The organism is Shewanella sp. SW1 (assembly GCF_025653545.1).
Taxonomy (GTDB): domain Bacteria; phylum Pseudomonadota; class Gammaproteobacteria; order Enterobacterales; family Shewanellaceae; genus Shewanella; species Shewanella oncorhynchi.
On the sequence record NZ_JAKKSG010000018.1, the window covers coordinates 1 to 25,811 of the forward strand.

Consider the following 25,811-nt stretch of genomic DNA (forward strand, 5'->3'; position numbering starts at 1 on the left):
TAGGTAAATCTCGCCAAGGGATACCTGTTCTAAGGCGGTAAAGAATACCTTCGAATGTTTGTCTATGTTCAGGTTTGTCATAAACACGGCCTGTGCTTTTCATTAAATGAAATAGCTTTTCCCAGCGTGCATCGGTTAGCATAAGTCTTGGCATGGCTTGAGGTTATGGTTACTTTTGGCGAAGCAAATTATAACGTCTTGCCATGCTGTCTAAAAATTACTCTCGAAAGATCAACAGACCCTAGTTTCACCTAGTCGGATTAATGGTGTCAAAGCTCGTTATTAGCTGCTTTTGGCTCGCAGAGATTTAAGCGCTAAACCACACTCGGCTGCTTACTTACCTTAAGTGTAAGAGTTATTTTGGTTTTACAACTAGATTTCCCGTAGCGGTTTTATTTATCATTCTCTATTTGAGGATTTTGGTAGGAAATAGAATTTACGTACCAAGTATGCTCACCTAATGGTGTACTGACTACAGCTTCATCATCCACTTCTTTTTTCAATAAAGCGCGAGCCATTGGGGCATCTATCGAGATATAGTCATTTCTTCCATAGATCTCGTCAGGACCAACTATACGGAAGCTTTTCGTATCACCAGCGTCATTTTCGATTTGAACCCAAGCACCAAAAAATATTTTTCCATCTTGTTGAGGGGAATACTCAACAATTTTAACGGCTTCAATTCGCTTTCTTAGGAATCTGATACGAGAGTCGATTTGTCTAAGTAACCTCTTATTTTCTTTGTAGTCAGCGTTTTCTGAGCGATCGCCAAGACTCGCTGCCCAAGCCACTTTTTTCGTTATTTCAGGCCTGTATTCACGCCAAAGATGGTTAAGTTCTGCATTTAGCTTGTCGAAGCCCTCGCGGGTGATCAAGTTAGTTTTCAAGGTTCTTCCTACAGATTTATCTAGAGGTACTGTAAAGCCTTTTTTATAGCATCTATCGTTGCAACGGGTAAAAAGGGCTCGTTATTATTGCCAGATACTATACTGCCATGCTGCCCTACCTCCAATTGATTCCGCCGTCTAAATTCATCAGACAACAGATACTCAAGCGCTTCTCGCTCAAGGCCTGTTAGCCTTTTTGTGAGAATATCAGACGAACTTCCATCAAAGATCTCTATTACTTGGTTGATAGGAGCTATCTCATTGACTGCCCGCTCTGCAGCAATTTTTTGTGAGTACAAGATCCTTGCTTGTAGTTTTACAACTGGATCTTTAAGTTCATCTATCCAAGCATAACTTTTGCCATAGCTTGGTTTGTTACTCTTTGGGGAGTTTGGGGGGGGCTTGGCAAAGCTTGAAATTAAAGTGCGATAGGCTTTACCTGTTTTGTTTCGAATGCTTTGTGCAGCAGGTACTCCTCGCCCTTGACCAAGCCGAGCAATTGTCGCATAGCTAAATTCATTCAGGCCCCTTTGTTGCTGCTCTATGCAAATTTGATATATAGCTTGCAGAGAGTGTTGTACTCGCTCTGAAACCTCAGATTTTAGCTGTTTCAAGACGATTTCAGGAGATATTACAGTCATATTATTCGACCAGTTTAAGAGGGGTTGCCCCCATAAAAAGTTGTTTCAATTCGTTCTTAGAAATTCGTTCACTATCTTCAAAATCATTTAAAGCCAAATCACCATCGATAAGCCTGTCGATTTTTTCCCAGCTTTTTAGCCTTGAGAGCATCAATTGAGTCATTTGGTTACCCACTACAAGTTGTTCTGCTTCGTTTAAATGCAGAAAATGAGGGGTAATACCGCTCTTCACCAACATCTTATCGAGAGATTGACTCCTTCTTGTCACAGCTTGTTCATCTGTGCAACTGTGGTAAAGCTCTGCGTTTTCACATACTTCAGATAGTTGTTGAAATCCACTAACTTCACTGATTTCAAAAATAACAGAAAAGTCATTAGGTACAATGAGTTGTAGCTTTGTATCTTCAGATGATGAGTTTTGATTAATGATAGATTGACAGTTAAATAAGTGTTTATGAAGGGCATTCATATCACTCATGTATAAATCCATTTTTTTGGCTTTGACTTCAATTTCTGAGTTCAGTTTTCGTCGTTCAGATTGAAGTTTAAGCTTTTCACCTTCTAAAATAGACGTTTGAGTACTTTGTGATTTCTGCTGATATATTTGATGTGAGAGTATGTCTATCTTAGTTACAGTATCGTCGAGCTCTTTCTCTAACAGACTGTAACGTTGAGATTGTGTATTAATCGCCAAACACAATTCGTTAAATACAGCAGCCAGTCCCATCATAAATACAGGGCCTGTGACAAAAAACCTACACTTAATACAGTTTTGCTCCCCGAGATAGCCGGCAGTAACAGGATGATAAATATTGGCTTTCATCGCGACGGCAGCTCCCCCCTCATTACAAAATCCCCCACCAACAGGACATATGCCAAAGTCTCTGAAAAGATAACTCGATGCAGGTCTAGCATTATCGATGGTTGATAGAAACTCAGTATTGTTAGCGATGAGTTGGCTCTTACATTGTTCAATTCGTTGGGATTCAATAAAACTTTTTAGTGTATCTGCTGCTTTATTTAATGCTTGCTTTTCTCCAAGAGTGATTTTCTCTCGAATATTTGCTCCTGTCTTATCGCTCTTCATGTAGTAAATAGACATGATGATTGAAGAATGACCGACCAACTTCATTATGACTTCAATAGGCATGCCAAATTCATAAGCGTAGGCATTAATCAGGCTAACGCGCATAGAGTGTGGTGTGTAGGCGGATTTAAATGGTGCAAGGGCAATTGATTGTTGTTGCTTGAGTTGAAATGCGCACTCCTGGTGACTTTGCCCTAAGTAGGAAGCAGAAACGAGTTGATCGTCTGAAGAAAAAAATAACGCAGCAGCAAGCCTAGAAGCCAACCTTCCAGCAAATGTGCCTGGTTCATTTTCTTGAAAGTCACGAAATAAGAAGCAGTTGTGCCCCTTTTGTTTCCTTTGGAGTTCGTTCAAATTGGTTCTGATGCAATCTAGCCACTCAGTAGGGTTGTCAATTTGGTTGTATTTCTCCTGCCATTTTCTTAATTTGATTAGCCAATACGCTAACTCAATGGGCATAAATGGAATTTTATAACCTCTCCCATCAAAACTAGTTTTGTTGGATGTGTAGTAAACGCCAAAATCTCCATCTTGAGTTTTGTTAATCATACTTTGGCAATCGGTTAAACCTGCCAATTTGTTTCTATTTGGTACCCAAGATACTTTTCCCTGCAGAAAGTTGGCTATCTCAAGGTCTGCTTCGCCTGAGTCGCAGTAGACAATTTGCCTTCCTCTTGCCGGTAATTGCATTAATGCATAGGTATAGGTCCAATAGATAGGAAGCCAAAGATACGTTTTCTCTCCTTCTATTTTGGTTACATAGTCCGGATCTAATGGATCAATTTCCAAGGAGTCATTAACTTGAATCCAATCGGCCGAAAATTTGTGTAGATGAAGAAGCTCTGAATAACTGATCTTTTCAAAATTTTTCTGGGGAAATATCCATTCTCGAGCGCTTTTTACAAATTGATAAGGTAATGCTAATTTTTTGGTTTCATTAAGTGAAACAGGTATTTGCTCCCCATCGAAATTAATGTGAGAAAATGGGTTTTTTGCCCCCTTTATACGTGATACTTCACCTGTCTCGTCATCCTCTATGGTTAAGGATTTTACGATGATCCAGTCTAAAAATTCATTGATAGAGAAGAGCCATTTTTTCTTACGAGTGATAGGTACTAATTCAAATAATTCAAGCATGGGCTGAATATTTGTTTTGCCGCGAGTAAGGTAGTCAAGTGGAGAGGTTTCAAACATATTAGGTTCAATATATTCTCGGACAAATTCGCAAAGGTCTTTGACTTTAGTGTCTCCTCCTTTTGCGGTTTTCAAAAACTCAGTAATGAAATCACCCCATGCTTTCCATTTGGGCTTAAAATATCGGACTTGATAAGGTCTCTTTACTCCAAAGAAATCAAATGTGTTGGTCCAATCCTGACCTTCATAATACTCAATTGGAGACGATGGCATTTTGGGGTCGTTCAGTTTGCTGCGTAAGTTCTTATAATCAGCCAGAGATGTGCATTGATTGAGTTGAATAATTTTTTTAAGCTCATGAAGCTCATATGGCTTGGGAATATCTAGTAAATCATACCAATCAATCCAGTCTTTGAATTTTTTATTAGGTTTCGAGGGGAGTTGCGCATAGCCTTTTTGGATTTGGCGGTACTGAAGAGTATCTCTGATTCCCAGCACTTTGCATGCGTTCTTTAGCTCACTAAGTTTATTTATCCTTTTTGGCAAACAAAATTCAGTCCAAGATTGCCAGTCGGCGGAATAGATTACATTAGGACAGCTGGGTAAGCGTGGGTCTTCACGGTAGCGCTGTTGGTAGTCTGGCTGTGAAGTGATGCCAAGGGATTGGGTGGCCTGCTGAGCTGCGGCTAAGGAGGCATAGAAGATTTTTTCATCCTTGCCGAGAAACCGCGGCCAAGATTGCCAGTCGGCGGAATAGGTTGCATTAGGGTTGCTGGGTAAGCGTGGGTCTTCACGGTAGCGCTGTTGGTAGTCTGGCTGTGAAGTGATGCCAAGGGCTTGGGTGGCCTGCTGAGCTGCGGCTAAGGAGGGATAGAAGATTTTTTTATCCTTGCCGAGAAACAGCGGCCAAGATTGCCAGTCGGCGGAATAGGTTGCATTAGGGGTGCTGGGTAAGCGTGGGTCTTCACGGTAGCGCTGTTGGTAGTCTGGCCGTGAAGTGATGCCAAGGGCTTGGGTGGCCTGCTGAGCTGCGGCTAAGGAGGCATAGAAGATTTTTTCATCCTTGCCGAGAAACAGCGGCCAAGATTGCCAGTCGGCGGAATAGACTGCATTAGGGCTGCTGGGTAAGCGTGGGTCTTCACGGTAGCGCTGTTGGTAGTCTGGCAGTGAAGTGATGCCAAGGGCTTGGGTGGCTTGCTGAGCCGTGGCTAAAGTGGGATAAAACTTATCTGCTGACCCTAAAAACTTGGGCCAAGATTGCCAGTCGGCGGAATAGATTGTATTAGGGCAGCTGGGTAAGCGTGGGTCTTCACGGTAGCGCTGTTGGTAGTCTGGCTGTGAAGTGATGCCAAGGGCTTGGGTGGCTTGCTGAGCCGTGGTTAAAGTGGGATAAAACTTATCTGCTGTCCCTAAAAACTTGGGCCAAGATTGCCAGTCGGCGGAATAGATTGTACTAGGGCAGCTGGGTAAGCGTGGGTCTTCACGGTAGCGCTGTTGGTAGTCTGGCTGTGAAATGATGCCAAGGGCTTGGGTGGCCCGTTGGGCTTCTGCTAGCGAAGCATAAAAACATTTTTTCATAGGTCCATCTCCCTGACTTTTTCTCTAATTTCATCGTCTTGTGGTTTTATGTACACCAAGCAACTTTCAGGACTTTTATGGTGCATGGCTTTTTGAATTTCTAACTGATTGAATCCCGATGTCGCGAGCCTATAGCCATAAGAATGCCTGTGAGAGTGTGGACTGGTTCCCTGATACTTATTCGAATCTAGCCCTATACGTTCAATTGCATTCTGATATTTTTTTATAAAATTTTTCTTGGATTCGGGTTGCCCTTTACTGTTGGTGAAAAGATAAGGGTGATCACCATCAATTCTTGATGTCAGATAGTCTCTAAGCAGATCAGTAAATTCGACCGCTTTACTGTAGGGAAATATCATGACGTTGAATGAAAGGTTACGGGCAGTAAGCAGTGATCCTTTCCAGCCCGAAAACAGTCTGTGTGAGCGTTGATATTCATTTCGAGGCTTAAGACGAAACTGTAGATTTAAATAATCGCGACGGTTAGTGAAATTAGGCAAAGGGCTGGCCCCGTCGCTTGGATGAAATGCGGAAATGATCGTAGCACCAGTTTTATTATCAATCGCAACATCATGGGTATAGATGTGGAAGCATTCGGATAGTCTTAAGCCACCATAGTGCATAAGCATCACTATGAGTATGCTGCCTAAATCGAATTCTCCTGCAGTTTTTGTGAATCCGTATTGTAATAATCGTTCAAAATGTTCATCTGGAAATCGGGATACGGATTCAATCGAAAGCATATGAGAGTTTGGAGCTTGCACTCTACGACTCATTGCAAATTTGTTTGGTGATGGGTGATTTAAGTGGTTTAAAAAGCAGTTTGATTGACGTTTGTAGTAGGCACACCATCGGATTTTTTCTTCTACCTTGGTTGCTCGTCTTAGGGGATTTAGGTTGGGTAATTCGTGCCCATAAACTCCATCAATATAGTCGCAATACAAGTTAATATGACTCAGCAGAGTATTCACATCTGCAACTCTTCGAGGGAACCAATAAAGGTTTAATTCATCAATTTGTTTGTTGTCTAAAGTTCCAAAGTTTAGGGCATCTACGAAAGATTGGAGTAACTCAGTTGCAGACATGCCTGAATGTTGATGGGCATCAATGAACCTCAAAAGTAGCTGAATTGCAAACGTATTCCGTTCAATCCAAGATTGGGATTTATTTCGATTTGAGAAAAGAAATCTTAAATGAGAAATGAGCAACCCATTTTCAGTGAAAAGGGCAGGAAGTTTTATCGCTGTAGTTGAATGAGAGGCTGTAAATGCAACATTGAGCTTTAGAACTGAAGGCATTTTTATACCAACAAATTAATAGTATAAAGTATATAGTTAGGGATTCTTATTTTGTCAAAGTGATAAAGATTAGTAAGAAAAATTATCTCATTGAGTGGATAACGATGTATTTAGTATGATGTTGTTAGTGGTACTAATACACCTACAACAAGCGTTTGTTAAGACAAATTGATGGCCGAGTCAGATACTTAGTTAAGCGGCTTGAAGAATTAAAAATCGTCGATTATTCGCCGCAGCAGGAAGGCAAAATATTCTTTGGCGCTTGGTTTGAGCTTGAAAATGAAGCCGGTGATCGAGTGCGTTATCGGATCGTCGGTAAAGATGAGCTCGATACAAAATTAGGCTATATCACCATCGACTCGCCCATGGCGCGTGCCTTAATCGGCAAGCAAGTGGATGATGAGGTGCTAGTGCAAACGCCATCGGGTCCAAAAGAGTGGTATATCAATCAGATCCGTTATACCCCTTTTGAAACTACTTTCGCCAGCGAGGCGAATTAACCACAGAGTTGCCGCTGTTAAAATAGCGGCGGTAGTCACGGGATTGCGGGAAAGATCAAACTCTCTGATTTGACCTAGGCTTTAGCATGAAACATACGGGGCGCCTGTGGTATCTTTGGCGCAATAACGACTTACTTTACAGTTAGGCACGACACTTTATTTATGCAAACTAATGCACATAACATCGCTCTGATTATCGCTCAAGAACTGAATGTTCGTGAGCAACAAGTTGCCGCAACCATCACTCTGCTCGACGATGGTGCGACAGTTCCCTTCGTTGCCCGCTACCGTAAAGAAGCCACGGGCGGTTTAGACGATACACAACTGCGTACCTTGTACACGCGTTTAGGTTACCTGCGTGAGCTGAACGACAGACGCCAAGTGATCCTGTCTAGCATCCAAGCTCAGGGTAAGTTAACGCCAGAATTACAATGGGCGATTGACGAGGCAGACAGTAAGACACGTCTCGAAGATTTATACCTGCCCTTCAAACCTAAGCGTCGTACTAAGGGCCAAATCGCTATCGAAGCTGGGCTTGAGCCATTAGCCGATGTATTACTGGCTGATCGTAGCGTAGATGTCGAGACTACAGCGGCAGGCTATATCAATAGCGAAGCGGGTTTTGCTGATGTTAAAGCTGTGCTCGAGGGCGCGCGTTATATCCTGATGGAGCGCTATGCCGAAGACGCTGAATTACTGCGTAAAGTGCGTGAGCATTTAAGCCAAAACAGTGTGTTAGAAAGCCGTTTAATTGCAGGCAAAGAGAAAGACGGCGCGAAGTTCCGCGATTATTTTGAGCATACAGAGCAGTTAGCTAAGATCCCATCACACCGTGCGCTGGCTATGCTGCGTGGGCGTAATGAAGGTTTCTTAACCTTATCTATGAATGCCGACCCAGCCGCTGAAGCGGGCCAAGGTAGTTACTGCGAAGTGATTATCTGTGATCATTTAGGGCTGAAATTAGGCGATAGCAGCGTTGATCAATGGTTGAAAACTGTGGTGACGGCGACATGGCGTATTAAGATTGCCCTGCAGATGGAAACCGAGTTTATTTCGCAAATGCGCGAACGCGCTGAAGCCGAAGCGATTAAAGTTTTCGCCCGTAATCTAGGTGATTTATTGATGGCCGCTCCTGCGGGCGCGAAAGCCACCATGGGACTCGATCCTGGTTTACGTACCGGTGTTAAAGTAGCAGTGGTCGATAACACAGGTAAGTTGTTGTGCCATGCGACTATTTTCCCACACGCACCGCAAAATCTGTGGGAAAAGTCGATCCGTACTTTGGCTAACTTAGTCAAAATGCATAAGGTTGAGCTGATTGCGATTGGTAACGGCACTGCATCAAGGGAAACTGACAAGCTGGCCGCTGAGCTGATTGCCGAAGTGAAAGATACCCATCCACATTTGACCAAAGTGATGGTCAGTGAGGCGGGCGCGTCTGTGTATTCTGCATCGGAATTGGCGGCGTTGGAGTTTCCTGATCTTGATGTGTCGATTCGTGGCGCTGTGTCTATCGCCCGCCGCTTGCAAGATCCATTAGCCGAATTGGTGAAGATTGAGCCTAAGTCTATCGGTGTCGGTCAATACCAACACGACGTGAGTCAAAGCCAATTATCGGGTTCGCTGGAAGCCGTGGTGGAAGACTGTGTAAACGGCGTGGGTGTGGATCTCAACATGGCCTCAGTGCCGTTATTGTCACAAGTGGCAGGTTTAAATAAGACGTTAGCGAAAAACGTGGTCGATTATCGCGATGCCAATGGTCAGTTTAAGAATCGTAAAGAGCTGCTGAAAGTACCGCGTTTAGGGCCTAAAGCCTACGAGCAAGCAGCGGGCTTTTTGCGTATTCGAGAAGGGGACAATCCACTCGATGCCTCGTCTGTGCATCCAGAGGCTTATTCGCTAGTGGAAACTATCGCTAAGACTAAGCAAGTAGAGTTGGCGAGCCTGATGGGTAACTCTGATTTGCTGCGCAGCATCAAGGCAGAAGAGTTTATTACGGCGGAATTTGGTTTGCCGACGGTGACGGATATTTTAGCCGAACTGGATAAACCAGGACGCGATCCCCGCGGTGAGTTCAAAACCGCTAAGTTTAAAGATGGTGTTGAAGAACTTAAACATCTGAAACCCGAAATGGTACTCGAAGGCGTAGTGACCAACGTGACTAATTTTGGTGCCTTCGTCGATATTGGCGTACATCAAGATGGGCTCGTGCATATTTCTTCTCTAACCGACAAGTTCATCAGCGACCCGCACACTGTGGTGAAAGCGGGAGATGTGGTGAAAGTCAAAGTAATGGAAGTTGACGTTGAGCGCCGCCGCATCGGTTTGAGCATGCGTTTGGATGAAGCTATCGACCAAAGCAAGCCGCAGCAAAGACCGCACAATCCTGCCAGAACTAATCATGGTAAAACACCGCAGTCAGCGAAACCGGCTGCGCGTCCTGCGCAAAAGCAAGCACCTAAAGCGCCAGCAAACGCGGCCATGGGCAATGCCTTTGCCGATGCCTTCGCTAAGCTGAAAAAGTAGACGTTGTAATGTAAATACTCGGACATACGTCATGTCCGAGTCGACTTTTTAACCTGTTACTCACAAAATTGTTGCATAAATGTCGTCTTAGGGAATATAAAGTCGGCATTTAATGCAACGTTAAGCAAAATCGGTTGTCATAGCACAGCTTATTCACCGATTTTTTCAAATTGACACTCCAAAGCAGAGTGGCTCTTTTTATACGTTTTGGGGTAACACATGCAATCTGGTTTATCACCTCGCGGGCGAAACAATGCCCATGGGCCTTTTCGCGCTATCTTTATTTTCTCGCTATTAGTGCTTTTCATTGTCACCGCGAGCCGTATCGCTTTAGGGTTGTGGCAAGCCGATCGCGTGGCCGCTGTTGATGGTTGGTCGCATCTCTTAATCCAAGGTTTACGCGTCGATATCGCAACTCTGTGTTGGTTATGGGGTATTGCCGCCTTAGGGACTGCATTATTTTCAGGTGATCATTTTATTGGCCGTCTGTGGCAGCCGATTTTGCGGGTGTGGTTAACTGTCGGTCTGTGGATCATGCTGTTTTTAGAAGCATCGACCCCCGCCTTTATTGAAGAATACGGTTTTCGTCCGAATCGTTTGTATGTGGAATATCTGATCTACCCGAAAGAAGTGCTTTCTATGCTGTGGGCGGGTCGTAAGCTTGAGCTTATTTTCTCAATATTATTAACCATAGGTACACTCTGGGGCGGTTGGGTTCTCAGCGGTAAACTGACGAGAAACCTGCGCTTTCCGCGCTGGTATTGGCGTCCAGTATTAGCGTTAATTGTTATCGCAATTACGATATTAGGTGCCCGTTCAACCTTGGGTCATCGTCCGCTTAACCCCGCTCTGGTGGCCTTTGCTGACGATCCATTAGTGAACTCTTTAGTGATTAACTCTGCTTATTCCTTGGTGTTTGCCATTAAGCAGATGGATAGTGAAGAAGACGCTTCTAAAGTGTATGGCAAGCTAGATAACACGGAGATTATTGCAACGATTCGGCAGGAAAGTGGTCGCCCTGAAAGTGCCTTTACTTCAACGGATATCCCATCACTGAGCTTTAACCAAGCCAGTTATACTGGTAAGCCAAAGAACTTAGTGATCCTACTGCAAGAGAGCTTAGGCGCCCGTTTTGTCGGCAGTTTAGGTGGGTTACCCCTGACACCGAATATCGATGCCTTGTCTAAAGAAGGTTGGTATTTCGATAACTTGTACGCTACTGGTACACGATCTGTGCGCGGAATCGAAGCCGTGACAACAGGCTTTACGCCAACGCCAGCTCGTGCTGTGGTGAAGCTAGGTAAGAGCCAAGTTGGCTTTTTCAGTATTGCTGAATTACTTAAAAATCATGGTTATACAACGCAGTTTATTTATGGTGGTGAGAGCCATTTCGACAATATGCGTAGCTTCTTCTTGGGCAACGGCTTTAGTGACATCATAGATCAGAAAGATTACAAATCTCCGGCCTTCGTGGGCTCGTGGGGCGCGTCAGACGAAGATTTAATGCGCAAGGCCAACAGTGAGTTTGAGCGTCTGCATAGCGAAGGTAAGCCTTTCTTTAGTTTAGTTTTTAGTTCGAGCAACCATGATCCATTTGAATTCCCAGATGATCGTATCGAACTTTATGAACAACCTAAGCAAACTCGCAACAATGCGGCGAAATATGCTGATTATGCGGTTGGTGAGTTTTTCAAATTGGCGAAAAACGCGGACTATTGGAAAGATACGATTTTTATCGTGGTTGCCGACCATGACAGTCGAGTGGGTGGTGCGGATCTGGTGCCAGTATCGCGTTTCCGTATTCCGGGATTAATTCTTGGGGATAATGTTGCGCCAAAACGCGATCATCGTATCGTGAGTCAAATTGACTTGCCGCCGACTTTGTTATCCTTAATTGGAATATCTGACTCTTACCCTATGCTGGGCCGAGATTTGACCCAAGTCAGCGATGATTGGCCAGGGCGTGCTCTGATGCAATACGATAAAAACTTTGCGCTGATGGAAGGTAAAGATGTGGTCATTCTGCAACCAGAGAAAGAGGCACAGGGTTTCGAATATAATGAAAAAAACGAGCAGTTAACACCTCATCCACCCGCTGCTGCCGCGCTAGAGAAGAAAGCCTTAAGTTGGGCATTGTGGGGCAGTTTGGCCTACCAGCAAGAGCTGTATCGTTTGCCTAAATAAGCGTTAAACAGAATGGAAAATGCCGCTATTTTTAGCGGCATTTTTGTTTATCACTCATGCTAATTTTGTGCGCAAACGGATTCATACGATTGGAATAGGTTAAATCCACGTCGACATAATAGATTCTTGCTCTGGCTGAGTCTGCTGCTGATAAAACTGACCAATACGCTGCCCAAGTTGTTGATAAAATTGACTCGATTCGCCTTGAAGCGATTGCCTTGCCGTACTGCTGGTATTCGCTTTAGCGCTACTAGTGGCATAACTTGTCGCACCTTGACTGACCTTTAAGCGTATATCCTTACGTTGCAGCGCCGCTTGGCCTCTTGCTGCAATTTTTAGCGTTTTAGGTAAAACACGCTCGGCCACTACAAGGGGCGCTTTTTTCTCTTGCTGTTGTTGGTTCTGTTGCTGTGAGGATTGCTGTTGCTGCTGTTTTTCTTGAACTTGTTGCTGATTATGCTCGAGCGTTTTCGCCTGTTGTTGAGCTTGATCCGCAGTGCGTTCATTCTGTGGATTAAAGGCGCGTTCTTCGTGACCTTTAGTTGCCGCTTGTGGTGGGATGACTACAGGTTTCAGTTGGTTGTCGACCCGAGCCGAGTCCGTCGCGATATTACTGGTCGCTAGCGGGACTTGGGGGTAGTTACTGACAACTAACATGGAAAATTCCTTGGCACATTAATGGTTAAATACTAGTCATTAATCGCTCAAAGATAAAGCGTTAACGTGTCTGTAACGCTAACCAAGGCATAAATACCTGCAAAAACTCCTGTTGATGGGAAATAAAGGGCGCGTGAGAAGCTTTGGCGAGCATCACATCTTCACTTTGAGCTGTGATGGGCATTTTAGGTGGTACGCGTTTGGGCACTAGCCCGTCGAGTCGGCCCCAGATCCTTAGCCAAGGTTGTTGCAACTCTATCAGTTGCTGCCTTAAGTCGACGTCGGTCAGCATATTTAGGCCTTGAGTTAAGGCTCTGGTATTGGGTAAAGGACGTGCGAGGACAAGATCGCGTAGTTGTTTGATGTCTTCCTTGGCGGTTTCGCTACCCATGGCTTGAATCGCCAGAAATCTCTCTATAGTTTTAGGTAAATTTTGGCCGAGTTGTTCTCTAAATTGATGAAGGACTTGTGGCGGAATGCCCGGCCATGCTTCGTCTTCCCTTGCCATAAAGCAAGGGGATGATGCAATAGTAATCAAGCCTTTGATTTTTTGTGGATAACTTAACGCTGCCTGAGTCGCAACGAGTCCACCGAGTGACCAGCCGGCCCAAATAGCGTGTTCAGGCAATGCAGCGACTAAGGTATCTACCCAGGTTGATAGGCCACCTTCAACCATTTGGCTATGGCCAAAGCCCGGCAAGTCTACATAGTGCACCCTATACTGAGACAGTGACTCATGTAATGGCGTAAACACAGCGCTATTCACTCCCCAACCGTGAAGCATCACCAGATCTGGCCCTTGGCCGCTGATTTCAATATGCAAATTTGCTTGGTTTGTGGATGTCACTTGGCTCACTTGAGTGCCTCAAAAATGGATTAGGTGAATGTATGCCGCACTTTGTCAAAAGGATTTGGCCGCAATCTGCTTTGCGGATAATGCGTTTAGGCTATCAACTCGGTACAAGGTGGTTGGCGGGCAGTTTACCTAACCGTTGCCTGCTGTGCCACCAATCTATATTACTTCCCGAGACTGGCATTTGCGCCGTTTGTCTTCAATCTGGCTTATATCATGGGCCTATTTGCTTAGGTTGCGGTAAGTCGATGCAAATAGAAGTCGATTATTGCGGTGAATGCCAAAAGCGCCAGCCACGTAAAGTCATTGCACCTTGTAGTTATCATCAAGGTTTGGGGGCTTGGGTTGGTGCGATTAAATATCAAGGTCAACTTGCCGCTTTGCCCGTGCTGTGTCGCGCCTTAGTGGCACGACTTAAGGTATTAGAACAGCAAGGATTAATCTTGCTGCCTCAAGCGATAGTGCCAGTCCCATTGCATCCAAAACGCTTACAACAACGGGGATTTAATCAGGCGTGGTTAATTGCCCATGAGTTATCACAGCTCTTGCAACTGCCGTTAGCGAGCGAAGGGTTAACGCGCCAACGAGACACTCGATCGCAGGCGGGGCTTTCGGGTGCACAGCGACGACGCAACTTACATGATGCCTTTATGTTAGCGGATGATTTTGCGTTCCAGCGTGTTGCATTGGTGGATGATGTGGTGACCACCGGCACTACAGTCTCTGAAATTGCTCGCTTATTCGAAGCGCGTTATGTGCATGTTCAAGTATGGTGTTTGGCAAGGGCAGAGGCGCCAGGCTTGTTGGATGATATTTAAAAAGGTTAAAAGCATTGCTCCATTATATCTTTGTGTATGTCAAAATTATGTCAAAAATACTGCGTAAAAATGAATAAGTTTTAATTTTGCGACAAGATGTAAGTATCTGTATCAATGGGTTTTGTTTATTTTTTGTATTGAGATACCTTTCTATGTTATTTCGTTTGGAGGGTATTTATGGACGCTAAACTGGCGCGATCAAATGCAGATACGGCATCAACGCTGAAGGACATTATTCAGGCGATAAACTACTCTTTGAAGCTACATGGTTTTTGTGGTTTCTGGTTTCAAGGAGTTCCACATTGTGCGTATGAAAATTATCACTTTCCAAAAGATACCAATCTGTTCTCTCCTACGGCACTAAGAAAACCTATCGCCAGCATAGCTTCTTCCCCTGTTATGGCTGAATTACAGCGTTTTTATTTAAATCAGATAGCCTCCCATGATTTCAATTTTGGTTTTTCATTGGATACTTCAAAATCTTATATGTATAGATTCACGAGTGAAAAAAATGATAAGACCAGCCTATTGTTTAGTAAGCATAATATTCAAAGTGTTTTGAGCTGGCCCATCTCATGCCACTCTAATCGTCATTGGACAGGCCGGTTTATACTACTTAGCCATCTTAGTGCTTCGGAGGTGGTGTTAGAGGGATTGGCAGACACTTTAAAGGAAGCTCAAAACAAGCTTTTTGAATGTAATAAACAATTGTTCAATCCATTTCTACAAAGCTCTCTGCTTAAAGATAATGCGAGAGATATCCTGCTTATGGTCGCAAACGGTCTTCAAAACGACGAAATTTCAACTCAGCTCCCGATAAGTGTCAGAGGAGTTGAATATCATATGGAATCCATGCGTAAGAAATTTGGGGCTACAAATAGAGCAAATTTAATCCATTTAGCCCATCAATATGAGTTGATTTAAAAATGTTGATATTACTGGTTGAAGATAATCGACTTCTTTCTAACAACATCATTCAATATCTTGAATTGAGTGGTATAGAGTGTGATTACGCTTTCAACCTGGCACAAGCGGATATGCTCATTAGTCAGCAGCAGTTCGACGCTATTATTCTCGATCTAAATTTGCCGGATGGTGATGGGATTGAAGCGTGTGAACGCTGGAAAGCACAGTGCATTACTTCACCAGTAATCATGTTAACTGCACGTAGTAGTCTGAATGATCGCTTGAGTGGGTTTGCTGTGGGCGCGGACGATTATTTAGTAAAACCATTTGCAATGGAGGAACTGGTCGCGCGATTGAAGGTGGTTGCTCAGCGTCGTCCCGCGCCCCAAAGGTTGACTATTGGCGACCTAGAAATCGATTTTGCAAACCACATGGTGTATCGGCAAGGGCAACAGCTGGCTTTGTCTAAAACCGGATGGCAGATCCTGGCTTTATTAGCTAGGCGTAGTCCAGAAACGGTGAGTAGAGAAGAGATTGAGCGAATGCTTTGGCCCGACAGCGTACCTGATAGTGACAGCTTGCGCAGCCATATTCATCTTTTACGTCGAGTGATCGATCGCCCCTTTGAACGGCAAATATTACATACGATTCGTGGCGTTGGTTTAAGCCTTAGAGATGATATCAATGCAAGCGCCTAAACTTAGCCTCAAGCGTAGCTATCAAGTGTGGGGAGTTATTTTTCTATTAATAACCTTAGGCGTGAATAGTTTTATCCCGCTTTGCATGATGTGTGCAGGTATGATTTCTATGCATGAGGTCACAATGCACAATGCAGGGCAAGCGGCCGAAGCATTACTGAAGCTGGCGGAGCCAACTCAGCAATCATTACTTCATCAACCACTTCTAAAAACCGATAACTTAACTGTCTATCCTCATTGGCGAGATATTCCGCTGCAAATTCGTGAGTTAAGTAACAATGAAGTCTTAACTGATGCGAGCACAATTCACTATGAGCATGCAGAAGGTCCCATTGTTAACGCGTTAAGTGTGTACTACACCCAAACTGGCCAGCCGCTATACGTTTGGCTGCAGTTTAGTGTTACCCATGATTTGCAATTTGCCCCTAAAAATATGACGGCGATCTTGCTGCTTGTCTTGATAACCTTTTGTGCCAGTGCAAGCTTAGCGTTTTATATGCAAAGTAAAGTGATTACGCCTGTTCATCAAATTAGTCATGCGATTAAACAACATGATTGGGAAGGAGGAGGAAAACTGAGTTTACCAGAACAAGAATATGCTGAATTAAAGGCAATTGTTGATGCTTTAGATAACTCGATTTTACAACTTCAGGAGGCTCAGCAGCGAGAACTCAATTTTTTACGCTTTGCTAGCCATGAGTTACGTACGCCAGTCGCCATATGCCAATCTTCATTTGAAATCCTCGCATTACAACAAGGTGAGCTTACGGGGGCAACTCTGTATGCTTCCCAAGCGACCAATCAAATGAAGTCACTCATTGAAACCCTACTATGGTTAACTAATAAAGAGTGTTCAAACCTAGAAAAGGAAAACGTAGCATTATCGCCTTTACTTGCCAGTATTATCGAGGAGCAGCAACGGGCACATGGTTATGAGCAAAAAATTCAATTATTGTGTGACGATACTTGCTTGCCAGTTCAGCTTCATCCGCTAAAAATAATATTAAGCAATTTATTAAGGAATAGTATTGAGCATGGTGGGATGGATATTCGCATTACTCAAGATGCTTGTTGTATAGAAATAACCAATTCCTACAATAGTAAGGGCCGTCATGGATTTGGTTTAGGGCTTTTACTGGTGAAACGTCTCGCTAATCAACTGGGTTGGACTTTTACTAGCTCATCTGCAAATAATTTATTTACAGCTAGGCTGGTAATATCTAATAACTAAAGAATGAGAACTATAGATTTACTGCATTAAACCACACACTTTTAAAATGCAAAAGCGCCGTTGGGCTTAGATCACATAGTCATCATGCTATTCGTAGTAACTTTATTATATAAAGTTTACTGGTCGATAAGTATTTTAAAATACTTCCTAGAATACATGGTTGAGAGGGACTCTATGTGTAAAAAAAGTGTGGCATCTATTTTAGTCAGTGCAATTATTTTTAGTGGTTCAGTATATGCTGATGTGAATAAAACGAGCGTGGATTTAGGTTATAAGTTTTATACTAGTGACGCAAAAAATGATAACCCAGGTGTTTTTAATCAACCTTTTGTAAAGTTGAATCATTTAGGAATTGCAGATTGGGGTACTTACTTTGCTAATCTTAAGCTCGAAAACCCTGCTGAAATCGCGGAAAATCAGAAGAACCTTGATGGTAAAACTACCATTAAGTCATTATTGATAATTGAAAATAAGCTGGGAGAGTCGCAGTTCAACTTCTGGACTCAGAACTTTATCTCTGCGAGTGAAACGCTAGTTGAAGATAATCTTTACTTAGGTATTACCCATAATGCAAAAATTCAAAATTTATCACTAAACTATGGTGTCGGTTTAAATTATACCATTGGTAGCTTTTCCCCCACATCAGAGAAGTTTAATGATCTGTCAGGTTATGCCGTGGTTTTAAATGCAAAGTACCCATTTGAGTTGCTAGGGTTAAAACATAGTTTAAGTTTGAATTATGAAGCACAAATTGATAGGGATGCAGCGCATCAAGCATTATTTTCATATGACAGCTATGGCCATCAGATAATTACAACATTACAAACAAGCCTCACAGATTCAATATTTTCAAAGTTATATATCACCCATTATGATAGCTGGGGTTCGCAATATAATGATGGGATTGAATACGGTATATCTGTTGGTTATCAGTTTTAACGGTTTATCAAATAGGTTGAAATTTTGATAAGTAGAATCACATTTAATTTGGTGCTGTTCTAAATTTTATCAAAAATAATAAGGGAATTGTAATGCATTATAAAAAATCCATTATTGGTATTGCTGCAACGGCAACAGCAATTATTGTCGGTTGCCAAGTTACCCATCAAATAGTAAAAAGCCAGGGAACCGCTCAAGGCAAGCATGGCGAAGTGCAGGTCGAAACCACATTCAAAGACGGACACATTGTGGCGATTGATGTACTAAAGCAAAAGGAAAATAAAGTCCTTGCTGGTGCCGTATTTAAAGATGTTAAACAGGCGATTATTGATAATAACTCTATCGAGGTTGACGGTATTGCAGGCGCAACCGTAACGTCTAAAGCGCTTAAAGAAGCCGTGGGTAAAAGTATTGAAGCCGCAGGTGTTACGTTAGTTGCTGTCGCTTCAGCTAAAAAAAATGAAGCATTAACACCAGCAGAATATACCTATGATGTGGTGATTATTGGCTCGGGTGGTGCAGGTTTCAGTGCTGGTTTAGAGGCTATGACTGCGGGACGAAGTGCAGTGATTATTGAAAAGATGCCTATTATCGGCGGTAATTCTTTGATTTCTGGCGCTGAGATGAATGTGGCCGGTAGTTGGGTACAAAAAAATATGGGTGTTACCGATAGCAAAGACCTGTTTATTAGCGACACGCTAAAAGGCGGCGATTTCAAAGGTGACCCTGAAATGGTTAAGACCATGGTCGATAATGCGGTTGATGCAGCTGAGTGGTTAAGGGATTACGTCAAAGTAGAATTTTACCCAGATCAATTATTTCAGTTTGGTGGACACAGCGTGAAACGAGCGCTAATCCCTAAAGGTCATACCGGAGCAGAGGTGATCAGCAAGTTTTCTATTAAAGCTGAAGAAGTGGGCTTACCAATTCATACCAACACTAAGGCTGAAAAGTTAATTCAAGATCAAACGGGCCGAATTGTGGGTGTAGAAGCGACTCATAATGGCAAAACGGTAACCTACTATGCAAAACGCGGTGTTGTGATTGCCACGGGTGGCTTCTCGTCTAACATGGAAATGCGTAAAAAATATAACCCAGAGTTAGATGAACGATATGGCAGCACTGGTCATTCAGGTGGTACTGGTGACGGTATTGTGATGGCAGAAAAAATACATGCAGCAGCTAAAAATATGGGATATATCCAGTCATATCCCATTTGTAGCCCAACCTCGGGTGCGATTGCCTTGATTGCTGACTCTCGCTTCTTTGGTGCGGTGTTAATCAACCAGAAGGGTGAGCGCTTTGTTGAGGAATTGGAACGCCGAGATGTGATTTCACAGGCCATTCTAGCCCAACCAGGCCGTTATACTTATGTTCTCTGGAACCAAGCTATTGAAGATGTTGCCCATACTGTTGAAATGCATCAAGGTGAACTGAAGGAATTCACAAAAGACGGGCTAATGTATAAGGTCGACACCCTAGAAGAAGCCGCTAAAGTCTTTAATATTCCTGAAGATAAGCTGTTATCAACGATTAAAGACGTTAATCGTTATGCCGCAACAGGAAAGGATGAAGCCTTTAATCATCGCTCAGGATTGGTTGATTTAAGTAAAGGACCTTATTGGATTTTAAAAGCGACACCTTCTGTGCACCATACTATGGGTGGACTAGCGGTTGATACACGTACTCGTGTACTTGATGAACAAGGAAAGGTGATTCCGGGCTTGTTTGCTGCGGGTGAAGTGACTGGTTTAACCCATGGAACCAATCGACTCGGTGGTAATGCTTACACTGATATCATTGTCTTTGGTCGTATCGCGGGACAAGAAGCGGCTAAATAGTTTGTATTTTATGTCTGGCTTAAAGCGACCCAATTGGGTCGCTTTTGTTTGTAAATGATGCTGTTAACTCGCGTACAACACATTCGTTTAAAGCTTGTTTATGATGAATAAATCGTGATCGCTATGGCAAAAATCCATAAACTTGCTATCCAAAGGACTACAAAGCGAAGGTGAGTCGGAGTATCATACGGCTAATTCTTACTAAAACACTCAGGTATCCCCTGACGGAGCAGGTTTTCATGATTACCATTTCCGATGCGGCTCAAGCCCATTTTGTTAAGTTGTTAGCAGATCAACCTGAAGGCACTCATATTCGCGTATTTGTGATCAGTCCAGGAACCTCGCAAGCCGAGTGTGGTGTGTCTTATTGTCCACCGGATGCAGTAGAAAGTGATGATATTGAAATCGAGTTCACTGGCTTCAATGCTATGGTCGATGAGAAGAGTGCACCTTTCCTTGAAGATGCCACTATCGATTTTGTGACTGACCAATTAGGTTCACAACTCACGCTCAAAGCACCTAACGCAAAAATGCGTAAAGTGTCTGGTGATGCACCTTTAGTCGAGCGTATCGAATACGTGATCCAATCTGAAATCAACCCTCAGTTAGCTGGCCATGGTGGTAATATCATGCTGGTTGAAATTACCAAAGAGGGCGTAGCCGTACTGCAGTTCGGCGGTGGATGTAATGGTTGTTCTCAAGTTGATATCACCCTGAAGGATGGTATCGAAAAACAATTGCTAGACATGTTCCCCGGTGAGTTGACTGGCGTACGTGACGTGACAGATCACCAACACGGTGAACATTCTTACGCTTAATCTTGTTTGTTAAGCTGAATGAAAAACGCGACCTTGAGTCGCGTTTTTTATATTTGGCTTTCGCTTTAAGTGCAGTTGTTAAGTTATAACTTAGGGTTGAGATTATCAGCTAAGAACTTATCTAAGGCTTTAAAAGTCGCGAGTCTGTTGTCGTTATTGCTCAGGTAATGATCACCATTTTCCAACTCAATATACTCCACTGGTTTATTCAGTGATTTGAGCTCGTCATACATTTCTCGGCTATGTTGAACCTTAACGACTCTGTCTTTATCGCCATGTAGCAGTAATACTGGGATGTTAATTTTATCTGCTTTACTGATAGGTGAGCGCTCATAGAGGGCATCGAGATCATCTCCTATTTGCTCTTTAACTACTTCATAGTTGGTATGTCTGCGGCTTGATTTTACTAGGTAGGCCACATCGGTCACACCAGCCACACTGATGGCGCAACGGTAAAGATCGGGAGTCATGGCAGCCCCCATTAAGGCCGCGTAACCACCATAACTCGCACCGGCAATACAAATGCGTTTAGGATCGCTAATCCCTTGAGCTATTAGGTAACGAGTCCCGTCTTCAACATCGTTTTGCATTTCGAGTCCCCAGCTTTTTAGGCCAGCCTTCATAAACTCATAGCCGTAACCTGCCGACCCCCTGAAATTCATTCGAAATACCGCATAACCACGATTAGCGAAGAACTGTGCCCAGTAGTCGAAGTCGTTGCTGTCGTAACTGATGGGGCCGCCATGGGGGAAAATAATCGTCGGCAGTTGCTTGGCTTCAAGCCCTTTTGGCACCGTTAGGTAAGCATCGATTTTGAGCTTATCCCTTGCTTCATATGTTAAATATTGGGTATCGGCGAGGAGTTCACTCTTGAGTCTGCCGTATCGGTTAGCGATGGGATAAAGCGTTTTTTCGTCCCTATCGCCAAAATAGTAAGTGCCGGGCTCGGTCGAGCTAGTGGAATACACTATGTAGCGGCGTTCATCGGCACTGAACTGAGTAATATAGTTGTGTGCGTTGGGTAACACGGCTTTTAGGCCATTTTGTAGGCCCACATATTCTTTTTCCCAAAAGGTGTATTCTTCGCCGTCACCTTCACTGATACCAATGACTTTTTTCTTCAGTTTCGAATAGAGTAAATTACCTTCAACGTCAGTATTTTCATTGGCGTAGACCAATTCTTTTGTGAGCTTAGGATCGGTCAGATTGACTTTAAATATGGCTTCGAAACCTTGGTGATAGGCGCGAACGTAAAGAATATTGGGGTCAGCATCAAAACCTAATGGCCAAACACTGTCTTCTGAAAAGGCTTTAAAGGTCCAAAGTAAACGTGAATCTCTCTTTTGCTCGGCCTGTTCATAAATGCGGTACTCAGTATCATCGTTATAGATAGAAATACGGGCCCTGTGTTGTCTATCGGTAATCCAGCCTATGATATTTTTTTTGGCTATTTGGATTGGCTTATATATTTCCTGTTCTAGATTCACTTTAAGTATACTGTATTGGCCTACCTTATCGCCCAAACCATCTATGGAAAGTAAGATGCTCTCTGGGTCATCTTGCATAATATCAATGATTTGTGCTTGATTTTGAGGTATCCAATTAAACTTATTAAAGACTCTAGGATCAAGTACGCTAGTAGTCTTTTTCATCGTCAAATTATACTTAACAAGACGGGTTTCGAGTGTAGGTGTACCGTAACGACTGCCCGGAAACTTGACTTTGATCAGTAAGATATTATCGTTTGCCCACTGCAGAGACAGGATGACAAATTTTTGATTATCCGTGTGCAGCGGAATGCTTTTTTCGCCTGTTTCTATATCTTGGATACTAACGACAGTACCTTTGAGTTTGGCTTGATCGACCCGTACAACCGATGCGAGTTTTTTGCCGTTAGGCGAGAGCTGTACAGAGCTCACATCTGGGATGCTGGCAAAGGCTTCAACGGGTAATTGTGGCGCTGTGTCGGCAACGGCATGGTTGCATAGCCACAGGAAAAGCAGCGGTAAAATCCTTTTCATTATAGAATCACATCTTTGTTACAATTGTAAAATCAACATCATAGTGATTTTGAGATTTGTAAACTACTGTCTTTACAGATTTATTTATTCAAAAAGCTTTTGCTGAAATAATAGTGCCCCGCAAGTGTTAGGCTTCTGGCGATCATAAAGACACTCATGGCGGCCCAAAGGGCGTGGTTACCTTGCTCAGGCAATAACAGTTGCTGCAGCAAATACCATGTCGGGAAAAATGCACCGAAGGTGGCGAGTATCATGCTATTGCGCATCACTTTGCCTTTAGCGGCACCTATGTAGACTCCGTCGAATAAATACGAGCTAAAAGACCATAAAGGCAAAAATATCAGCCAAATAAGATAGGTCTGTGCTGTGGTTCTGACCTCATTAATGCTGGTCAATAACGCGATAATATTACTGCCCAAAAGACTGAATACAGCGCAGAACCCTAACGCAGTAATGGCCGACCAGCTCCAGGCTAAGATCACTGCTTCCCGTAATTGCTCCGCCTGTTTTTGGCCATAGGCACGGCCGACTTCTGCCTCGGCATAATAGGCTATACCATCTAGAGCGTAGGAGATTAATAGCAGTAAATTCAATAACACGGCATTGGCCGCAACGGTATTATCACCTAGACCTGCACCATGGAATGTCATAAAGGCAAAAGCTGCCTGCAAGCAGAGGCTACGGACAAAAATATCTGTGTTGAGCCTCAGTAATTTGCCATAACCAGTCAGGGTGACATGGGGGAATAGGTGGGATAAGTGAAACTCGGGTGCACGCTTGAGTTGTTGTAACACCATAGTGAGTGCGACTGAGAAAGCAGTGATATCGGCAAAGACTGAGGCGAGGGCAGCACCTTTAACGCCCCAGCCCAAGCCGAGGACAAACACCACATCGAGAATAATATTGGCAAGGTTCGCTAAAATCAGCTGCCACATGGCGGCTTTAGGTTGTTGTCGCCCTAAGAGCCAACCTAACATCACTAAATTGAGCAGGGCGAAGGGCGTTGACCAAATCCGTACCTGAAAATACTCGCGGCAATAACGTTCGACCTCGCTACTCGCTTTGGATAATCCTAACGCTAAATTCAATATCGGGACTTGCAGTGCGATAACGCCTGCGCCCAATAACATCGCTAGCATAGCGCCTTGGACTAAGAGCTTGTGCTGGGCGTGAAGATCGTCAGCACCAAAGGCTTGCGCGACTAAACCTGTCGTCGCCATACGCAAAAATCCCAATAACCAAATGATTAATGTGATAATCGTTGACCCGACAGCGACTCCCCCTAAATAATAGGCCTCACTCAGATGACCTATAACAGCCGTATCGACTAAGCCCAAAAGCGGGATAGTGATATTGGAGAGTATCATCGGCAGGGCGAGCGCTAGTAACTGGCGATTTTTCGCGCCGTTGAGCATGAGGTCGAGCCAAGTTGATTTAGCAGTATTCATTAATTTCAGAGGTGTTCACATTATGGTTAAACGTGTGCTGTTGGCACTCATAGGGCTAATGACGTTTTCTGCCCATGCCGTGGTCATTCTGCAATATCACCATGTGTCAGAAACCACTCCGGCGGCAACCAGCGTTACGCCCGCGCAATTTCGTGAGCAAATGCAGTTTCTCGTCGATGACGGCTTTAAGGTGATCCCGCTTTCTAAAGTGGTTGAAGCGATCAAGCAAAAACAAGATTTACCCGCTAAAACAATCGCAATTACCTTCGATGATGGTTATCGCAGTATAGCGACGACGGCGCATCCTATCCTAAAGGAATTTGGATTCCCCTACACCTTGTTTGTGGCAATTGAGCCGATTAAACAAAAGTTTACCGAGATGATGACTTGGGATGAACTCATCACATTATCCAAGGAAGGCGCCGATATTGCTAATCACAGTTGGGCGCACGAACATTTGATCCGCGCCTTAGAAAACGAATCACAGGCGCAGTGGTTAGCGCGGATAAAAGCCAATATCTTAGATACAGAAACAGCGATTGCAGATGCCACAGGGCACAATTTTAAAATGTTGGCGTATCCCTACGGTGAGTACAATCAAGCGTTGCAGGATATGTTAACTGAGAACGGCTTTGTCGCTTTTGGGCAACAGTCCGGTGCCGCGGGGCCCTATTCGCCATTAACGGCACTGCCGCGTTTCCCCGTTGCTGGACAATATGCTGACCTAAAAAGCCTTAAGGCAAAGTTATACAGCTTAAATATGCCTGTGATTGCACAAACCCCAAGTGATCCTGAGTTAAAGGGTGGCCATTGGCGTCCTGAGCTTAAAGTGACCCTCGATATGAGTGATATCTCTGCTAAGCAAGTGATGTGTTACATCCAAGGTCAAGGCTCAAAACAGCCGACTTGGCTCAATGAAAACGAGTTTAGTGTTCAAGCGGATTTAGCTTTGCCTGCGGGGCGCTCGCGTTATAACTGCACAGCGCCGAGTAAGGCGCGCAATGGCTACTATTGGTTTTCTCAGCCTTGGGTGAGGCCAAAGGACGATGGCTCTTGGGTTAAAGAGTGATCAGCGGCTAGGTTTGTATTGCGCCACTATTTTTTCAAAATCGCTAATTAATTTATCATTTAATACCTGCGGCGGTTTGCCTAACGCAGCCGTAGGTTTAAATACCGCAACTCGCGTTCCCTGCGGCGACACCAATACATAACCCGCACTATGGTCGACTTGGTAATTCTCTCCTTCACCTACCATGGCATAGGTCAGCCCTAAGCTGCGGGTGAGGGGAAATATCTGCGTTTGTTCACCCGTTACCGCTTTAAATTCTGGATTGAAAAAATTAACATAGGTCAGGAGTTTATCCGGAGTGTCCCGTTTGGGGTCGACGGATAAAAACACCACCTGCAATGGCGCTATTTTGTTTAGATCGGGATAAGCCGCCGCGAGTTTATTTAAGGTCGTAGGGCAAATGTCGGGACAAAAGGTAAAACCGATAAAGAATAAGCTCCATTTTCCCTGCAAACTGGCATTGGTAAAAGCTTGCTTGTGTTGATCGACCAATTCAAAGGGCGCTAATTCATAGGCCTGTGGAAACAGAAAACCGCTCTCTAACTCGATAGGTTTTGGGGGATTAAATTTCACCGCAAATAGGCCGCCAAGACCGAACAACAAAATGGCGATGACTAAAATTCTTTTCTGCATTATTCGCTCCATAAATACAGGTTAGCGCGACAAACTCATTCCAT

Annotated in this window: 20 protein-coding genes and 1 pseudogene; 11 read left to right on the forward strand and 10 right to left on the reverse strand. The window is 43.8% G+C overall.

What is annotated here, in order from left to right:
• The 5 genes from L5M71_RS16095 to gmtY all read right to left on the reverse strand — a co-directional run.
• A partial coding sequence (locus tag L5M71_RS16095; RefSeq protein WP_263193323.1) for a transposase occupies nucleotides 1-154 on the reverse strand: 154 nt, incomplete at its 3' end.
• A gap of 238 nt (nucleotides 155-392) precedes the next feature.
• Nucleotides 393-887: a transcription elongation factor GreB gene (greB, locus tag L5M71_RS16100; RefSeq protein ID WP_263208700.1), complete on the reverse strand. Its 495-nt coding sequence runs from the start codon at nucleotides 885-887 to the stop codon at nucleotides 393-395.
• A gap of 20 nt (nucleotides 888-907) precedes the next feature.
• Nucleotides 908-1,528 (reverse strand): gamma-mobile-trio protein GmtX, encoded by a 621-nt coding sequence (gmtX, locus tag L5M71_RS16105; RefSeq protein ID WP_263208701.1) that lies wholly within the window; start codon nucleotides 1,526-1,528, stop codon nucleotides 908-910.
• 1 nt (nucleotide 1,529) lies between these two features.
• Nucleotides 1,530-5,327 (reverse strand): VPA1269 family protein, encoded by a 3,798-nt coding sequence (locus tag L5M71_RS16110; protein WP_263208702.1) that lies wholly within the window; start codon nucleotides 5,325-5,327, stop codon nucleotides 1,530-1,532.
• On the reverse strand, nucleotides 5,324-6,625 hold the full coding sequence (gene gmtY / locus L5M71_RS16115; protein WP_263208703.1) for a gamma-mobile-trio recombinase GmtY: 1,302 nt from the start codon (nucleotides 6,623-6,625) through the stop codon (nucleotides 5,324-5,326). The genes L5M71_RS16110 and gmtY overlap by 4 nt, the downstream gene beginning before the upstream one ends.
• Nucleotides 6,626-6,762: 137 nt before the next feature.
• Between gmtY and L5M71_RS16120 the strand changes: the two are divergent.
• The 3 genes and pseudogenes from L5M71_RS16120 to L5M71_RS16130 all read left to right on the forward strand — a co-directional run.
• Nucleotides 6,763-7,125, forward strand: a pseudogene (locus tag L5M71_RS16120) (GreA/GreB family elongation factor); the annotation flags it as partial.
• A gap of 162 nt (nucleotides 7,126-7,287) precedes the next feature.
• Nucleotides 7,288-9,651 (forward strand): Tex family protein, encoded by a 2,364-nt coding sequence (locus L5M71_RS16125; protein WP_263208704.1) that lies wholly within the window; start codon nucleotides 7,288-7,290, stop codon nucleotides 9,649-9,651.
• A 219-nt stretch (nucleotides 9,652-9,870) separates the two neighbouring features.
• Entirely contained in the window at nucleotides 9,871-11,835 is a 1,965-nt protein-coding gene (locus L5M71_RS16130) for an LTA synthase family protein (RefSeq protein WP_263208705.1), read from the forward strand.
• Nucleotides 11,836-11,934: 99 nt separating this feature from the next.
• On the opposite strand, the gene L5M71_RS16135 is transcribed toward L5M71_RS16130, so the two are convergent.
• Together L5M71_RS16135 and bioH are read right to left on the reverse strand one after the other, a co-directional pair.
• Nucleotides 11,935-12,492, reverse strand: coding sequence for a hypothetical protein (locus tag L5M71_RS16135; RefSeq protein WP_263208706.1), 558 nt, complete (start codon nucleotides 12,490-12,492; stop codon nucleotides 11,935-11,937).
• A 61-nt stretch (nucleotides 12,493-12,553) separates the two neighbouring features.
• Nucleotides 12,554-13,348, reverse strand: a complete 795-nt coding sequence (gene bioH, locus L5M71_RS16140) for a pimeloyl-ACP methyl ester esterase BioH (protein WP_263208707.1) — start codon at nucleotides 13,346-13,348, stop codon at nucleotides 12,554-12,556.
• Nucleotides 13,349-13,380: 32 nt separating this feature from the next.
• Here bioH and L5M71_RS16145 point away from each other — a divergent pair, with 32 nt between their 5' ends.
• From L5M71_RS16145 to nfuA, 7 genes are all read left to right on the forward strand, one after another.
• Nucleotides 13,381-14,163: a ComF family protein gene (locus L5M71_RS16145; RefSeq protein ID WP_263208708.1), complete on the forward strand. Its 783-nt coding sequence runs from the start codon at nucleotides 13,381-13,383 to the stop codon at nucleotides 14,161-14,163.
• A 177-nt stretch (nucleotides 14,164-14,340) separates the two neighbouring features.
• Nucleotides 14,341-15,087 (forward strand): helix-turn-helix transcriptional regulator, encoded by a 747-nt coding sequence (locus tag L5M71_RS16150; protein ID WP_263208709.1) that lies wholly within the window; start codon nucleotides 14,341-14,343, stop codon nucleotides 15,085-15,087.
• Nucleotides 15,088-15,089: 2 nt separating this feature from the next.
• On the forward strand, nucleotides 15,090-15,767 hold the full coding sequence (locus L5M71_RS16155) for a response regulator transcription factor (RefSeq protein WP_113940244.1): 678 nt from the start codon (nucleotides 15,090-15,092) through the stop codon (nucleotides 15,765-15,767).
• Complete coding sequence (locus tag L5M71_RS16160) at nucleotides 15,754-16,998, forward strand: sensor histidine kinase (protein ID WP_263204134.1); 1,245 nt, start codon at nucleotides 15,754-15,756, stop codon at nucleotides 16,996-16,998. The genes L5M71_RS16155 and L5M71_RS16160 overlap by 14 nt, the downstream gene beginning before the upstream one ends.
• Nucleotides 16,999-17,172: 174 nt before the next feature.
• Nucleotides 17,173-17,937 (forward strand): outer membrane protein OmpK, encoded by a 765-nt coding sequence (locus tag L5M71_RS16165; RefSeq protein ID WP_263204135.1) that lies wholly within the window; start codon nucleotides 17,173-17,175, stop codon nucleotides 17,935-17,937.
• 92 nt (nucleotides 17,938-18,029) lie between these two features.
• Complete coding sequence (gene urdA, locus L5M71_RS16170) at nucleotides 18,030-19,778, forward strand: urocanate reductase (protein WP_263208710.1); 1,749 nt, start codon at nucleotides 18,030-18,032, stop codon at nucleotides 19,776-19,778.
• A 239-nt stretch (nucleotides 19,779-20,017) separates the two neighbouring features.
• Complete coding sequence (gene nfuA, locus L5M71_RS16175) at nucleotides 20,018-20,596, forward strand: Fe-S biogenesis protein NfuA (protein ID WP_006079591.1); 579 nt, start codon at nucleotides 20,018-20,020, stop codon at nucleotides 20,594-20,596.
• 83 nt (nucleotides 20,597-20,679) lie between these two features.
• Here the strand turns inward: nfuA and L5M71_RS16180 are convergent, their stop codons facing one another.
• Nucleotides 20,680-22,617, reverse strand: coding sequence for an alpha/beta hydrolase family protein (locus tag L5M71_RS16180; protein ID WP_263208711.1), 1,938 nt, complete (start codon nucleotides 22,615-22,617; stop codon nucleotides 20,680-20,682).
• Between the two features lie 80 nt (nucleotides 22,618-22,697).
• Nucleotides 22,698-24,065, reverse strand: coding sequence for an MATE family efflux transporter (locus L5M71_RS16185; RefSeq protein WP_263208712.1), 1,368 nt, complete (start codon nucleotides 24,063-24,065; stop codon nucleotides 22,698-22,700).
• A gap of 22 nt (nucleotides 24,066-24,087) precedes the next feature.
• Here L5M71_RS16185 and L5M71_RS16190 point away from each other — a divergent pair, with 22 nt between their 5' ends.
• Nucleotides 24,088-25,134 carry a polysaccharide deacetylase family protein gene (locus tag L5M71_RS16190; RefSeq protein ID WP_263208713.1) on the forward strand — a complete coding sequence of 349 codons (1,047 nt, stop codon included), beginning with the start codon at nucleotides 24,088-24,090 and terminating at the stop codon, nucleotides 25,132-25,134.
• On the opposite strand, the gene L5M71_RS16195 is transcribed toward L5M71_RS16190, so the two are convergent.
• Complete coding sequence (locus L5M71_RS16195; protein WP_263196373.1) at nucleotides 25,135-25,767, reverse strand: SCO family protein; 633 nt, start codon at nucleotides 25,765-25,767, stop codon at nucleotides 25,135-25,137. It lies immediately after the preceding gene.
• Nucleotides 25,768-25,811 lie beyond the last annotated feature (44 nt).

What these genes read in the sequence shown, in the direction of transcription:
- gmtX (WP_263208701.1), bottom strand. Translation starts at nt 1,528, where the DNA reads ATGACTGTAATATCTCCTGAAATCGTCTTGAAACAGCTAAAATCTGAG.
- L5M71_RS16110 (WP_263208702.1), bottom strand. Translation starts at nt 5,327, where the DNA reads ATGAAAAAATGTTTTTATGCTTCGCTAGCAGAAGCCCAACGGGCCACC.
- gmtY (WP_263208703.1), bottom strand. Translation starts at nt 6,625, where the DNA reads ATGCCTTCAGTTCTAAAGCTCAATGTTGCATTTACAGCCTCTCATTCA.
- L5M71_RS16125 (WP_263208704.1), top strand. Translation starts at nt 7,288, where the DNA reads ATGCAAACTAATGCACATAACATCGCTCTGATTATCGCTCAAGAACTG.
- L5M71_RS16130 (WP_263208705.1), top strand. Translation starts at nt 9,871, where the DNA reads ATGCAATCTGGTTTATCACCTCGCGGGCGAAACAATGCCCATGGGCCT.
- L5M71_RS16135 (WP_263208706.1), bottom strand. Translation starts at nt 12,492, where the DNA reads ATGTTAGTTGTCAGTAACTACCCCCAAGTCCCGCTAGCGACCAGTAAT.
- L5M71_RS16145 (WP_263208708.1), top strand. Translation starts at nt 13,381, where the DNA reads ATGCCGCACTTTGTCAAAAGGATTTGGCCGCAATCTGCTTTGCGGATA.
- L5M71_RS16150 (WP_263208709.1), top strand. Translation starts at nt 14,341, where the DNA reads ATGGACGCTAAACTGGCGCGATCAAATGCAGATACGGCATCAACGCTG.
- L5M71_RS16155 (WP_113940244.1), top strand. Translation starts at nt 15,090, where the DNA reads ATGTTGATATTACTGGTTGAAGATAATCGACTTCTTTCTAACAACATC.
- L5M71_RS16160 (WP_263204134.1), top strand. Translation starts at nt 15,754, where the DNA reads ATGCAAGCGCCTAAACTTAGCCTCAAGCGTAGCTATCAAGTGTGGGGA.
- L5M71_RS16165 (WP_263204135.1), top strand. Translation starts at nt 17,173, where the DNA reads ATGTGTAAAAAAAGTGTGGCATCTATTTTAGTCAGTGCAATTATTTTT.
- urdA (WP_263208710.1), top strand. Translation starts at nt 18,030, where the DNA reads ATGCATTATAAAAAATCCATTATTGGTATTGCTGCAACGGCAACAGCA.
- nfuA (WP_006079591.1), top strand. Translation starts at nt 20,018, where the DNA reads ATGATTACCATTTCCGATGCGGCTCAAGCCCATTTTGTTAAGTTGTTA.
- L5M71_RS16180 (WP_263208711.1), bottom strand. Translation starts at nt 22,617, where the DNA reads ATGAAAAGGATTTTACCGCTGCTTTTCCTGTGGCTATGCAACCATGCC.
- L5M71_RS16185 (WP_263208712.1), bottom strand. Translation starts at nt 24,065, where the DNA reads ATGAATACTGCTAAATCAACTTGGCTCGACCTCATGCTCAACGGCGCG.
- L5M71_RS16190 (WP_263208713.1), top strand. Translation starts at nt 24,088, where the DNA reads ATGGTTAAACGTGTGCTGTTGGCACTCATAGGGCTAATGACGTTTTCT.
- L5M71_RS16195 (WP_263196373.1), bottom strand. Translation starts at nt 25,767, where the DNA reads ATGCAGAAAAGAATTTTAGTCATCGCCATTTTGTTGTTCGGTCTTGGC.